The organism is Rhizobium gallicum bv. gallicum R602sp, from assembly GCF_000816845.1.
Classification (GTDB): domain Bacteria; phylum Pseudomonadota; class Alphaproteobacteria; order Rhizobiales; family Rhizobiaceae; genus Rhizobium; species Rhizobium gallicum.
Map to the genome: position 1 here is coordinate 819,413 of NZ_CP006880.1, position 12,859 is coordinate 832,271.

12 protein-coding genes and 3 pseudogenes are annotated in these 12,859 nt (G+C 60.9%); 10 read left to right on the top strand and 5 right to left on the bottom strand.

Going from position 1 to position 12,859, the window contains the following annotated elements; translation table 11 throughout:
• Positions 1-40 precede the first annotated feature (40 nt).
• From RGR602_RS27075 to RGR602_RS35070, 6 genes and pseudogenes are all read left to right on the top strand, one after another.
• Positions 41-778 (top strand): SDR family NAD(P)-dependent oxidoreductase, encoded by a 738-nt coding sequence (locus RGR602_RS27075; protein WP_040115101.1) that lies wholly within the window; start codon positions 41-43, stop codon positions 776-778.
• 225 nt (positions 779-1,003) lie between these two features.
• Positions 1,004-1,108: pseudogene (locus RGR602_RS36495) on the top strand (ArsR family transcriptional regulator); the annotation flags it as partial.
• Between the two features lie 37 nt (positions 1,109-1,145).
• Positions 1,146-1,352 (top strand): hypothetical protein, encoded by a 207-nt coding sequence (locus RGR602_RS27080; protein WP_040115103.1) that lies wholly within the window; start codon positions 1,146-1,148, stop codon positions 1,350-1,352.
• Positions 1,353-1,768: 416 nt separating this feature from the next.
• Entirely contained in the window at positions 1,769-2,179 is a 411-nt protein-coding gene (locus RGR602_RS27085; protein ID WP_223844129.1) for a hypothetical protein, read from the top strand.
• Between the two features lie 143 nt (positions 2,180-2,322).
• On the top strand, positions 2,323-2,985 hold the full coding sequence (locus tag RGR602_RS35065; RefSeq protein ID WP_203226239.1) for a hypothetical protein: 663 nt from the start codon (positions 2,323-2,325) through the stop codon (positions 2,983-2,985).
• 129 nt (positions 2,986-3,114) lie between these two features.
• A complete protein-coding gene (locus RGR602_RS35070; protein ID WP_223844130.1) occupies positions 3,115-3,624 on the top strand; it encodes a hypothetical protein in 510 nt (169 codons plus the stop codon).
• Here RGR602_RS35070 and RGR602_RS27095 read toward each other — a convergent pair.
• Positions 3,597-4,496 (bottom strand): LysR family transcriptional regulator, encoded by a 900-nt coding sequence (locus tag RGR602_RS27095; RefSeq protein WP_040115105.1) that lies wholly within the window; start codon positions 4,494-4,496, stop codon positions 3,597-3,599. The genes RGR602_RS35070 and RGR602_RS27095 overlap by 28 nt on opposite strands.
• A gap of 120 nt (positions 4,497-4,616) precedes the next feature.
• Here RGR602_RS27095 and RGR602_RS27100 point away from each other — a divergent pair, with 120 nt between their 5' ends.
• The 3 genes and pseudogenes from RGR602_RS27100 (at position 4,617) to RGR602_RS27110 (ending at position 8,530) form a co-directional block, all read left to right on the top strand.
• Positions 4,617-5,795, top strand: a complete 1,179-nt coding sequence (locus RGR602_RS27100; protein ID WP_198521593.1) for an NAD(P)-dependent alcohol dehydrogenase — start codon at positions 4,617-4,619, stop codon at positions 5,793-5,795.
• A gap of 43 nt (positions 5,796-5,838) precedes the next feature.
• Entirely contained in the window at positions 5,839-6,918 is a 1,080-nt protein-coding gene (locus tag RGR602_RS27105; protein WP_040115106.1) for an MBL fold metallo-hydrolase, read from the top strand.
• A 134-nt stretch (positions 6,919-7,052) separates the two neighbouring features.
• A pseudogene (locus RGR602_RS27110) lies at positions 7,053-8,530 on the top strand (aldehyde dehydrogenase family protein).
• Positions 8,531-8,635: 105 nt separating this feature from the next.
• Here RGR602_RS27110 and RGR602_RS27115 read toward each other — a convergent pair.
• Positions 8,636-9,001, bottom strand: coding sequence for a winged helix-turn-helix transcriptional regulator (locus RGR602_RS27115; protein WP_040115107.1), 366 nt, complete (start codon positions 8,999-9,001; stop codon positions 8,636-8,638).
• A 107-nt stretch (positions 9,002-9,108) separates the two neighbouring features.
• On the opposite strand from RGR602_RS27115, the gene RGR602_RS27120 reads away from it, so the two are divergent.
• Positions 9,109-10,113 (top strand): zinc-dependent alcohol dehydrogenase family protein, encoded by a 1,005-nt coding sequence (locus RGR602_RS27120; RefSeq protein ID WP_040115108.1) that lies wholly within the window; start codon positions 9,109-9,111, stop codon positions 10,111-10,113.
• Positions 10,114-10,242: 129 nt separating this feature from the next.
• On the opposite strand, the pseudogene RGR602_RS39930 reads toward RGR602_RS27120, so the two are convergent.
• The 3 genes and pseudogenes from RGR602_RS39930 to RGR602_RS27135 all read right to left on the bottom strand — a co-directional run.
• A pseudogene (locus RGR602_RS39930) lies at positions 10,243-10,428 on the bottom strand (hypothetical protein); the annotation flags it as partial.
• A gap of 656 nt (positions 10,429-11,084) precedes the next feature.
• Positions 11,085-12,056: an agmatinase gene (speB, locus tag RGR602_RS27130; protein WP_040115111.1), complete on the bottom strand. Its 972-nt coding sequence runs from the start codon at positions 12,054-12,056 to the stop codon at positions 11,085-11,087.
• Positions 12,057-12,075: 19 nt separating this feature from the next.
• A complete protein-coding gene (locus RGR602_RS27135; protein ID WP_040115113.1) occupies positions 12,076-12,858 on the bottom strand; it encodes an amino acid ABC transporter ATP-binding protein in 783 nt (260 codons plus the stop codon).
• Between the last annotated feature and the right edge of the window lies 1 nt (position 12,859).

Genomic DNA, 12,859 nt, shown 5'->3' on the forward strand with positions numbered 1-12,859 from the left:
GGGCGAACATTTCCCCTGTCGATAACGAAAGGAATGATCGATGAGTGAACTAGCAGGTAAACGTGCGCTGGTGACTGGCGCGTCCCGCGGCATTGGCGCCGCGATAGCGATCGCTCTGGCCGAAAAAGGCGCCGACGTTGCGATCACGTACGAACGCGCCGCTGATCGGGCAGCGCAAGTTGTCGCGACGATCGAAGGCAAAGGGCGCAAGGCGGTGGCTATCCAGGCTGATAGTATGGACCCCGAGGCGGTCAAGCGGTCGGTTGATCAAGCGGCGCAGGCATTGGGCGGCCTCGACATATTGGTGAACAACGCGGCTATCGCGATCTATAAGGATGTGGCGGACTTCACCCTCGCCGAGATCGACGCCCTTTTTGCTGTCAACGCTCGCTCACCGATCCTGGCATCGCAAGCCGCGATGCCGTATCTTGGCAAAGGTGGCCGGATCGTCACAATCGGCTCCGCAGGCGCAGAACGCATTGTCGGACCGTCGACGGTTTATTCAATGACCAAATCGGCACTTCAATCATTTACCCGCGGTCTGGCGCGGGAACTTGGCCCCCGTGACATCACTGTCAACCTCATTCAGCCGGGATCAACCAACACGGAAATGAACCCGGCCGAGGGCGAGTTTGGAGATTTCCAGCGTGCCCTAATTCCGCTCGGCCGGTACGGCGAGCCGGAGGATGTCGCGGCTGCGGTAGCATTCCTCGCATCTGGTGCGGCCCGACAAATCACCGGAACCATCCTGACCGTTGATGGCGGCACGCTGACCTAAACACACGCCAGCGGGTCCGTGACTTGTAAGATAGGAGAGTGGGAGCTAACTAGATATTACCACCTACTAGCTCCCCACTCTCATTCCACTTTGCACCATCATCAAATAGCGTGTTCGAACGGCGTCCAGGTCGCGTGTCTTTCAGGAGCGGACCGGCCCGTCGCGCGGGGAAGCAAGCCACAGCGGCGGCCCGCCTCGATGCCTCTTTCGGACGCCACCCTACGCGGCATCCTGGAGGAGACGGGGCTCGTCACCACGGAGAACGTCGGCCGGGTGCGGACCTGCAAGCTCGGCCTGCTCGGACTGGAGGAAGAGGCGGCATGGATCGAGGGGCACGCTTAAGGATTCCGGTCTCGAAAAAATCCTGATGCAATCGACCTATGGCGCAATGGAGGGCGACGGCATCGGCGATCTCACGGTGCTCTACGAGTCCGAGCGCCTGGCGGAGGCGAGCGCCGTTCCGGCCGCCATCAACCGCGCGGCCTATTTCTACACCAACCTCGACATGCTGCTGGAACCGGCAAGGCAAGGATCCCCACGCGCCGCCCGGAACTTCTGCCCGAATTCGTCATAAACGGGCGCTGCAAAGCCCCTGCTGCCGCTCAAGATCAGAACTGCCGGACCGGTTGCGTTTGCGCAGTTCCCGAAGCTCTCGACCAAAATCTCCCACTCGGCGTTGGCACGGTAAATTGCTGCCGCGTCGATTGGGCGGTGGCTACCGAAAACAAAGAAATGATGAAGGCGGCAATAGTGATTTTGAATAGACGCATGAAGCACGACAGGACAGAAATAAAATCTCGCGATTCTTCACGAGCTACGCTCCACCAATTGCCCGCCGCCGACAAGGTTCTAGTTCAGTTTCGACGCCTCCAGAGAGCAGACCTATCGCTACATACGCCGAAGCGTCTTGCCCTAGCGGCCAAGGTTGGCGTTGCCACCTTGCTTTGCTGCCCAATATGCCGAGACTGGTGAATCTCAAGGAGTTCAACCATGTCGCTGCGCCAGCCCGGCCAAGTTCGATTTCCCTTTCACTCACAATTGCCAAGGGATGACGGCTGTGGAGTTCGCGTCCTGCAAATGCTCACTGGCATGACCTATGATCAGGTCGCGGCCATGGTGGATTGGGGCGAGAGGTCAGTCCACTATACGAGGTGGGATGACGTCTGCCGGGTGTTGAGGTCCCTCGGCTGGCCTATCGGCGCGCCGATAAGAACCAGCGAATGGAGTGATATTCAAGGTGTGGCCGTGGTCCACGTCGATGGGGACCATTTCCTGCTCTATGACTCGGTCAATCGTCTGTTTTACGATCCAGGAGAACCGGAGGGGCCGGCTGTGGTCACCAGCCATACTCCAACCAGCTATCTGACGGTTCAGCCTGGGGAACGTGCGCCGGCTCGATGAAATGGCCACTTCGGGCTGATCTTGGTCGATAGGTCAGGTCGGGCCGGGACGTCTGCTTTGGCCGCTTCGCCCTGACTTCGCTCGGCCTCTACGCTGCACTCGCGATCGATCATCTTCTAGTTTCAGACCGCGGCACCGTATTGTTGCTGCGCGCCGCCAGCGGGTTCATCCCCGTCGCGCTGATCCCACTTTGCCTCTTCCATATGATGCAGGCCTTTCCCGAGAGATGGCGTTTGCGAGGACTGGTGCTCGGCATCGGCGTGACGCAGTGCGCAGTTCCGTTGGCACGGCTCCTCTCGCCATTATTGCTCGCCAGCCAGGGATGGCGTTCGCTTTTCCTGTTCGAAGCCGGTCTGGCCCTGCTGTCGTTCGCCGCCGTGGAGCTGCTGCGTCTGCCGCAGGCCGAGCGAGATCGGGTCTTCTGGCCGCTTGACCTGCTTACCTCCGTGCTGATGGGCGGTGGGCTGGCGTCGGTCGCGGCGATGCTGGGACTAGGCCGCTGGGAAGGATGGCTCCAGGCGCCGTGGATAATTATCTCGCTCATCGTCGCCATCGCAGCCTTGCTGACAGCTGGCGCGATTAAGACCCGTCGTACGACGCCGCTGCTCAATTTGCGCTGGCTTGGACGCGGCGAGGTCGCGCGGTTCGCTGTGGCCGTTTTCCTGGCGCGGATCGTTTTGGCCGAACAGGATGTCGCAAGGGCTACGGTGCGGTCGCTCGGCGGCACGACGCGTGAACTTTTCACGCTTTCGGCGATCATGTTGACCGCGCCGCCTGCGGCGTCCTCGCCAGCGCCTTCTCGATGAACGTCGAGAAGGTTGCGCGGCCGATGATGCTGGCCATCGGGATCGTGGCGATCGCGGCCCTTGGCGAGAGCACCACTGCGAATTCGCTTGATCTGTCGCGCTTCTATGTGTCGCAGGCGGGGACCGCGTTTGCTGGGACCTTCTTCCTGGGTCCGGCTGCTGCTCGGCATCACCAACCCACGTCAGTACGGCAGCAGGGAATTGATCAGCTTCATCGCGCTGTTTGGCGTCGTGAACGCACTCGGCGCGCTTGCCGGACCTGCGCTCCTGGGAAGCTACATGGACGGGCGCTTGGCAGCTGGCGATGCTCCGCTCACGGCACAATCCGATGCGCACCGCCTCGCAGCCGCACTGGCGGCGCTCACGACGGCATATCTGGCGGTTATCCTCGCTTTACGCATCCGGCGGAAGATGGCGGAACTGCGGATTCAGCGCAGCGCCAACACAGTCGATCAGCCCGCGGCCGCGGGCGGCCCTCATGGTGCATCGAGTGATGGTGGCTGGCAGCCGCCACGCCCTGGCCGAGGTGTTACTACCGCACTGGCCGCGATGGCGATTGGTGGTGCCCTGCTGGTTCTGGCGGCCTGGAGATTGCCTGACCCGCGAACGACTCAGATTTCCCGGTCGAACTTCTCGTAGAGGAAATCCACCAATGCTCGCACACGCGCGATACCGGCCCGCGCGGGCGGCATGAATATCTGGAGATCACCCCCTTCGTGCGGGAAATCGGGCAGGACCGCTTCGAGTTCACCTCGCTCCAGAAGGCCTTCAACCATGAACAGTGGAAGAAGTACAATCCCCAGACCTGCACGCGCGGCGGCCAGGAGCATCTGCCCGTTATCGGTGCAGAACCGGGAGCTGGTGCGCACGTGCTCCGAGCCTTCGCGGCCCTGAAAGCGCCAACGGCCGGAATCCAGCGCGTAGAGGATGGTTTCGTGCGCCGCCAGGTCAGCGGGGACCGCAGGGCGTCCGCGCGCATCGAGGTAGGCCGGGCTGGCTACCACTGCCCAGCGAACCTTCGCAAACTTGCGGGTGATGAGAATCGAATCCGGAACAGCGCCGGGCCAGATCGCAAGATCGTACGCCTCGGCGACCATATCCACTTGACGATCGGTAAAGCGAACATCGAACTGGATAAGCGGATAAAGTAGCGCGAATTCCGCCAGCAGCGGAGCTAGCAGAAACTCGCCAAAGGCTGCCGGAACCTGAATTCGCAGTTGGCCGGAAATCTCGCTGGTCGACTTGCTGACGACCTCCTGCGCCGATTCCAGTTGCAATAGGCCTGCGGCCGCATGCGCATGATATTCGCGACCAATATCGGTTAACCTCGTGCCCCTCGGCGTGCGGGTCAGCAACTGAGCACCAAGAACGGCCTCGAGCCGACTGACGCGTCGGCTCACGATAGATTTGACGATGCCGAGGCGCGCTGCAGCATTGGCAATGCTTCCGGTCTCCACCACTCGGATGAATGCAATCACGTCCAACAAATCAACGGGCCCGGGTTCCGGCATCAGCAACTCCACGTTTCTACCTTGGCGGCTACTGCAACACTACAGGATCGGTATTTTCGAGGAAAGGGCTGCGGAAACAACATCCGCCTCCCTTGCAATCGAACTCCCTGGAGGCCGCCGATGACAAGTTCGCGAAACTCTGAAGCAGCGAATATTCCCCGCGATCCGCATGGGCAGAGCACGACCACCCGTGCTCGCGCAGCGGTGGTCGAGAAAAAGGATGCACCCTTCGTGATGCAGGATGTGACAGTTGAAGCGCCCCGGCCAGACGAGGTGCTCGTCCGCATGGTCGCGACGGGGATCTGTGCGACCGATGCCCATGTCCGGCAACAGCTGATGCCGACGCCACTACCGGCTATCCTCGGCCACGAGGGAGCGGGCATCGTCGTGCGTACTGGGACGTCGGTCACCCACCTCAAGCCAGGGGACCATGTCGTACTTTCCTACCACTCGTGCGGACAGTGCAAACCCTGCCTGTCGTCTCACGCCGCGTATTGCGAGAAAGTGTGGGAGGCCAACTTTGCGGGTGCAAGGTTGGATGGCTCCATCGGTGTCGAGCGGAACGGCGCGGACGACCTGCACGCCCATTTCTTCGGCCAATCCTCGTTCGCGACCTATGCGCTTGCGCATCAGCGCAACACCATCAAGGTGCCCAGCGACATTCCGCTGGAGATCCTGGGGCCGCTCGGCTGCGGCTTCCAGACCGGCGCTGGTGCAATCCTGAAGGCAATGAAGGTTCCAGTCGGCGCCACGGTCGCCGTCTTCGGCGTGGGCGCAGTCGGCCTTGCCGCGATCATGGCCGCCAAGGTCGCCGACGCGGCGACGGTCATTGCCATCGACGTGAATGCGGAACGCCTGGAGCTCGCCAGGGAGCTTGGCGCGACCCACGCCGTCAATGCGGTCGGCCAAGCGGACGTATCCGCCGCGATCCGACAGCTCGAGCCGAGGGGCGTCGAGTTCGTCCTGGACACCAGCGGGCGAGCCGCCAATCTCGATGCGGGAGTTGGGGCCCTCGCGCCGATGGGGCATTTCGGCTTCGTCGCCTTCAACGCCCATTCGGGCGCGATGGTGGACGCATCGCGTCTGACGGTCGGGCAGACGCTCCAGGGTATCATTCAAGGCGATGCCGTGTCGGCGCTGATGATCCCCGAACTGATCGGCCTCTACCGCACGGGCCGGTTCCCGTTCGACCGCCTGATCACCTTCTACGACTTCGCGGACATCAACCAGGCGTTCGAAGACGTCGCCACCGGTCGCGTCATCAAGGCAGTCCTCCGGTTCGACGCCACGGACGCCTGAGCGTCCCGCGCGACTCCCAATTCATCAGCAAAGGAAGCGGATCATGTGCAACAACCATCAGAAAGCCATCAATGCCAGCGATACGCCGGCATTCTTCGCGATCGACAATTACGGCTTTCCCGAGGCGGGTGAGCATCCGGCCGATCCCCCGAACTACTATCCATCCTATTTCACTAGCGAGCGCTTCCAGAAGCTGGGCTACCATGTCGAGGAGCTGCGCGGCGGCTTCTACTGGGTTACCAGCGGTGGCTATGATGCGGCGTTCGTGGTGACGGACGACGACGTGATCGCGATCGATGCCCCGCCGACAATCGGCGAGAACATGCTCGCGGCGATCGAGGATGTCACCGACAAGCCCGTGACACATGTCATCTACAGCCACTGGCACACCGATCATATCGGCGCCGCCTCCGTGTTCGGGCCGAACGTCGAGACCGTCGCTCACGAGATCACCAAGGAACTGCTCGAGAGGTTTCCCGATCCGAACCGTCCGATCCCGACCCTGACCTTCGACAAGGAACACACGCTGACGGTCGGCGGCGTGACGTTGGAGCTGTCGTACAAGGGTGAGAACCACTGCCCCGGGAACATCTTCATCTATGCGCCAGCGCAGAAGGTGCTGACCGTCATCGACATCATCAGCCCCGGCAGCGCCACCTTCATGCACTGCGACGCTTCGCAAAACATAACCGGCTGGTATCAGGCCCAGGAACAGCTCCTCGAGTTCGACTTCGACTTCCTCGTGGCCGGTCACCACATGAAGTACGGCACGCCTGAGACGGTCAAGGCGTCGATTGAGTATTTCGCCGACGTCCTTGACGGCGCGCAAGCGGCCGTCGACCGGTTCTCGCGGTCGGATGCCCTGATCAGCATCTTGGACGGCGCCGGCTGGGACAAAGTGTTCGTCGGCACCGAGAACTGGATCAACTCGATGGCGAACTACGCCACTAAATATGTACTCGAGAAGCGCAGCAGCAACGGCCAGCTCTGGTCGGAGCGGCTCGCCGGCGCGACCACACAGACCAAGTATCACGCCTACACAGTGCTCGAATCGATCCGTCTTGAACGCCCGCGTCCCAACTATCGCCTGCGCGGCGAAAACGCTCCGCCGTTCCTGACCTGATCCCCGACGCCCTCTGTGCCCGCTGAAGCCAGGTCGCAGCGGGCGCAAGCACGAGCAGCAGCTCTCTAGCAACACCAGTCCATTCACGGCGGTGGAGGGACCGTCATGTCATGCAGCTATCTAAGGACTTTCAGATGACGACTTATTCGGCCAAGAATTGGATCAATGGCGCGTTCGTTTCGTCGGCGAGCCTTGGCATCTCCATCAATCCGGCGACCTACGAACGCATCGGCGAATATCCGGATGATGGCGGCGCGGCTGCCGGGTCCGCCATCGAAGCCGCGAGCCGCGCCTTTCGAAGCACGGCCTGGGCACATGATGCCGAACTGCGAGCCAAAGTGCTCGACCAGATGGCTTTGGCGATCGAGCGGAACCGCGATCTACTGATAGACATCCTCTCGCTCGAGAATGGAAAGGTTCGGGGCGAAGCCGCACTTGAGGCTGACGGCGCCCCGAGCAAGCTGCGCTACTGGGCGGCGATGGCGCGAACCGAAGCGGGTCGCGCCATGCAACCGCGACCGGGGGCCTTTCGATCGTCCTACGACAGCCGATGGGCGTAGCGGGAGTCATCGTTCCCTGGAACTCTCCGATCATTCTGGCGGTCAGATCGTTCGCGCCCGCACTCGCCGCAGGATGCACGGTCGTCATCAAGATGCCAGGGCAGGCCGCCCAGATCGCTAGCGTGCTGGCGGAGACCCTCGCAGAACCCTCGGACCTTCCGAACGGCGTCATCAACATTTTCGTTGAAAGCGAATCGGATGGGGCCGCGCTCCTTGTCGAAAGCGCCGACGTGCCGACGATCAGCTTCACGGGAAGCACGAAGACCGGCGTTGCGATCAGCGCGGTCGGGGCGCGCCGAATGAAACGCTTCGGACTTGAATTGGGTGGAAAAGCGCCAATGATCGTGTTCGACGACGCCGACATGGAACCCATGCTGCCCGTTCTGGAAAAAGCGCTGACGGTATTCGCCGGCCAGTTCTGCATGACGGGCTCGCGGCTGCTCGTACAGGAAGTGGTCTATGACACCGTTCGCGATCGGCTTGCCGGGCGGCTGCGGAATGTACGGGTCGGGCCCGCCTCTGATCCCAAAAGCGACATGGGACCGTTGATCGACAAACCCAACGTCGAGCGGGTCGACAAGATTGTCCAGGACGCGGTGAATGCTGGAGCCAAAGCGATTGTCCGCGGCGGACCGATCACCGACGGCCCGCTGGCGAATGGGGCGTTCTTTCGCCCGGCCCTGCTCGAAGTCTCGGACACCAGCCTCCCGATCGTGCAGCAGGAAACCTTCGGTCCCGTCCTCACCATCCAGCGGTTCTGCGAAGAGACCGATGCCATCGCGCTCGCCAACGACAGCGAATACGGTTTGTCCGCCAGCGTTTGGACGCGAGATCTGGACCGCGCGTTGCGGGTCGCTCAGGCGCTGGAGGTGGGCAGCGTCTTCGTGAATGATTGGGCGAAGGTCTACGACAGCACCGAAGAAGGCGGATTCATGCTTTCAGGATTGGGGAGGCTGAATGGTGCCGCCGCGCTCGATGACTTCATCGAATACAAACATGTCGCGCTGAAGCCCGGTCGGTCCGGCAATCCACATCAGGTTTCGGGAAAGTAGACCGACCGGACGCATCGGGAAGACCCATCCTGCGCCGGCTATCCCGCTGAACCTTCATTTATGGACGGCCCGTGCCATCGCACGGACTTGCAGCTTGGGGAGGAGTCACGAAGCCGCCGCCTTAGATTGCTGGAACAGGTCCATATTGGCTTCTCCCCAAGCTGAGAGGGATAGAAGGATCGGTATGAATGTCCGGCCCCGATCAGACAAGCTGTATTCGACCTTGGGTGGTACCTGAGCATGGACTACGCGATTGATCAGTCCGTCGGCTTCCAATTCGCGCAACTGATTGGTCAAGGTCCTCTGCGTGACCCCGGACATCAAGCGCATCAACTCGTTGAAACGGACAGTACCTCTTTCCTGAAGATACCAAAGCGCAACGCATTTCCATTTTCCGTCGATCAGACTGATCGCCGCCTCTACCGCGCAACCGGGATTGCTATCCAGACTGGTGTGGCGCCGCTTGACCATTGCAGTATCCTTTTGTGTACCTAGGGTAAATTTTGTGCGTATTACATATGATGTGGGTATCCACTATTAAAGCTCTTACCATCATTGATTTTGAGAAAGGTAAGATCATGACCGACACCATGAAGGCGATCGTCCTCGCCAAGTTCGGTGGCTTCGACGCTTTCGAGATGCGCGATGCTACCGTACCGGTCGTCGGACCTCGGCAGGTCCGGGTGCGCGTTCACGCCACCGCCATTAATCCCCTGGACTATCAGATCCGACGTGGCGACTACGCCGACTACGTGCCGCTCCCCGCCATCATCGGTCACGACGTTTCCGGCGTCGTGGAGGAGAAGGGGGCGGATGTGAGCGAGTTCGACGTAGGCGACGAGGTTTACTACACGCCCAAAATCTTCGGCGGCCCCGGCTCATATGCGGAGCAGCACGTTGCCGATGTCGATCTGGTCGCCCGCAAGCCGCACAACATCAACCATCTGGAGGCTGCCAGTCTGACGCTGGTCGGGGGGACGGTCTGGGAAGCTTTGGTGACCCGCGCCCAACTTGCCGTTCACGAGACCATTCTGATCCATGGCGGTGCCGGCGGTGTGGGTACGGTGGCGATCCAGCTTGCCAAGGCGATGGGCGCGCGGGTCATCACGACGGCGCGCCGTAGCAACCATGAGTTCGTGCGTTCGCTCGGAGCGGACGAGGTAATCGATCACTCCTCCGATGACTACGTCTCAGCCGTGGCGGAGCTGACGCATGGGCAAGGGGTGAATGTCGTATTCGACACCATCGGAGGCGACACCCTGACGAGAAGCGCGCTCGCCCTCGCGGATGCCGGACGGCTGGTCAGCATCGTCGACATCGCACAGCCGCAGAACCTGATCGAGGCTTGGGGAAAGAACGCCGCCTACCATTTCGTGTTCACCCGTCAGAACCGAGGCAAGCTCGACGCGCTGACAAACCTTATCGAACGCGGTCTGATCAAGCCGGTGATCGGCGCAGTGTTTCCTTTGGCTCGCCTAGGCGAAGCGCATGAACTGCTCGAAGGCGGAAGCTCCCGTGGGCTTCGAGGTAAGGTGGCGATCGATGTTGTTGGCCAGACTGTCGAGCTCCCCACGCCGCGATAGATACATCGATAAGACAGCGGTATTCTCCCAAAATACCATCATTTTCGGGACGGCAGCTATCGCCCGTGCCGCCCGGAATCCGGCTGTCCGCTCGCCACCAGACCTTGCCGTAGCTGTTGAGGGCGGCGCTCACGCGCCGCCGAACTTCCAGACCGGGATGCCGAGCTTCTTGGCCTTGTCGGCGAGGTTGTCGTTGATGCCGGTGCCCGGGAAGTGCATCACGCCCTTGGGCAGGATTTCCAGCATCTCGTCGTTGCGCTTGAAGGGTGCTGCGCGGCCGTGCTTGGTCCAGTCGGGAGCGAAATCGATCGGCGGACTGCGAAGATGAAATCCGGCAACGCCTCATCCAGTTTTTACAGTCAGCCAAAACCACGGACGGAGGGCAATGGGTCTCGATTCTGAAAAAACGAGGGCCTTAGAGGGCTATGGAGTAGACATAGTTCTCATCATCACCCGGCGCGGCGCGCCAAATTCCGCAGGCCGCCTAGCGGACCATTATGCATTTCGAAAAGTCTCTCAACTCAATCTCGCTCGAGAGCGGCGATAAACATAGTTTGGTTCTGCTTCTACGCTGCGGTACGAAATAATGCGCTACGGTTTCCAGAAAGAAAAATTTCAGCATCACATAAGAAGTCTTCGTCGATCGCAAGTAATGATTAAATCCTGCCCCCGCAACCACGATGCCGTTCGTTCTGGAACGCCTCCCTACGCCGCTTTGCGAGCGCCGTTTCGGTCTAAAACCATGCTCATTCTCCCGCGCTCGAAGGCGCGACCGGTGCGAAGGCTTGCGTGTTCTTCTGCACGAACTCCCGAACGCTCATCGGAGGTATACCGGTCAGCCCTTCAACATCTTCACTGAACCGATCGTACCGGTTGTCCCGGTGGAGCCGGGCCATCGTCACGACGTGCGAGATAACATGAGATGGCATCCCGAAGGCGGCGAGTTGCTCCTTCATCATTTCGGGGGAACGTCAACATATGTGATCGTGCGGCCAGACATTTACCGCGAATATCCGGCCTATAGTATTGAGCAGCAGCTGGGCGGCGAGAATTGCTGTTGTGCCGGTGTGATCGTAGTCGGGAGCGACTTCGACGAGGTCGATGCCAACGATGCTGCCACGCTTTGCAAGACCGGCAATCAATTCCAGCACTTCATAGTAGATGAAGCCTCCATGGCTGGGTGTGCCGGTGCCGGGTGCAATCGATGGATCGAAGCCGTCGATGTCGATGGAGAGGTAATAGCGTTTGCCTGCTGGAATACGCTCGAGAACCGCATCTACGCCAAGTTTGCGGATCTGGCGCACGGACAGGATGTCCGACCCCTGGGCGCGGGCATGGTCGTAGCCTTCCTTGGCGGTGGATGACACATTGCGGATGCCGAGCTGCGTCATGCCAGTCACCCAGGGCTTTTCCGAAGCACGACGCATCGGGCTGCCGTGGCCGAAGCGTACGCCGTGGCGCTCATCGACGAAATCGAGATGCGCATCGAACTGCACGAGATGGACAGGTTCCTGATCGCTGAAGGCGTTGATGCAGGGGATGTTAATGGAATGATCGCCGCCAAGCACAACCGGGAGCGCGCCTGCCGAAAGGATCTTGCGAACACCGATCTCGATATTGGCATGGCTCGAAGCAGTGTCGGTGTGAATGATATCTGCATCGCCGATATCGACGATCCTGACACCTTCGAGATACGTCACGTCGTCCTCGTGATCGTAGGCACCGGCGTGGCCGAAGGCAAACAGAGTGGACGCTTCGCGGATGCTCCTTGGCCCGAAGCGGGCGCCGGACCGCCACTGCGTACCGAAATCGAACGGTGCGCCGAGGATCGCGACAACGGCGTCGATCTGGTCCCAGTTCTCGACATAAGGGCTCTTGGCAAAAGTGGAAATGCCGACGAAGGGCAGGTTAAGCCGGCCTTTATCGTATCCGTGAGCAGCCATGATCGTTCCTTTCAAGCTATCAAAGTGCGCGTTCGCGCCAGGTCTGGAGAAATTGAGAAAGACGTTCGTTTTTCGGGGTGGCGAAAAGCGTTTGCGGCGGGCCTTCCTCGACAATGCGGCCGCTATCCATGAACACGACGCGGCTGGCCGCATGGGCGGCAAAGCCCATCTCGTGGGTGACGATGATCATGGTCATTCCCTCCGCCGCGAGTGTCTTCATGACCGAAAGCACTTCGCCCACCAGTTCCGGGTCGAGCGCCGAGGTGGGTTCGTCGAAAAGCATCGCCTTCGGCCGGACTGCCAGCGCGCGGGCAATGGCCACGCGCTGTTTTTGTCCCCCGGACAGGCTTTCGGGACAGCGATCCGCGAAGGTGGAAAGCCCGACCTTCTCCAGCATCGCCCGCCCTGTTTCCTCTGCCTGCTTTCGTGGCACGCCATGTGCCAGCCGAAGCGCCAGGGTCACATTGTCGAGCACGCTCATGTGCGGCCAGAGGTGGAAGTGCTGGAACACCATGCCAAGGGGCCCGCGCGCTTTCGCCAGTTCCCTCGCACCGGCCCGTTCCCGTCCGAGTGGCGTTTCCCGCCAGCCAATCAGCTTTCCGAAAACCTGCACGTCGCCGCCGTCATAAGGATCGAGAAAGGCGATGGAGCGCAACAGCGTGCTCTTGCCCGAACCGGAGGGGCCGATGATGCAGGTAACATCGCCGGCATGAACATCGAGGTCGATGCCGGTCAGCACCCTCTTGTCGCCGAAATGCTTTTGAAGTCCGCGCACCGAGATCGCAGCTTTACTTGCGGTCATA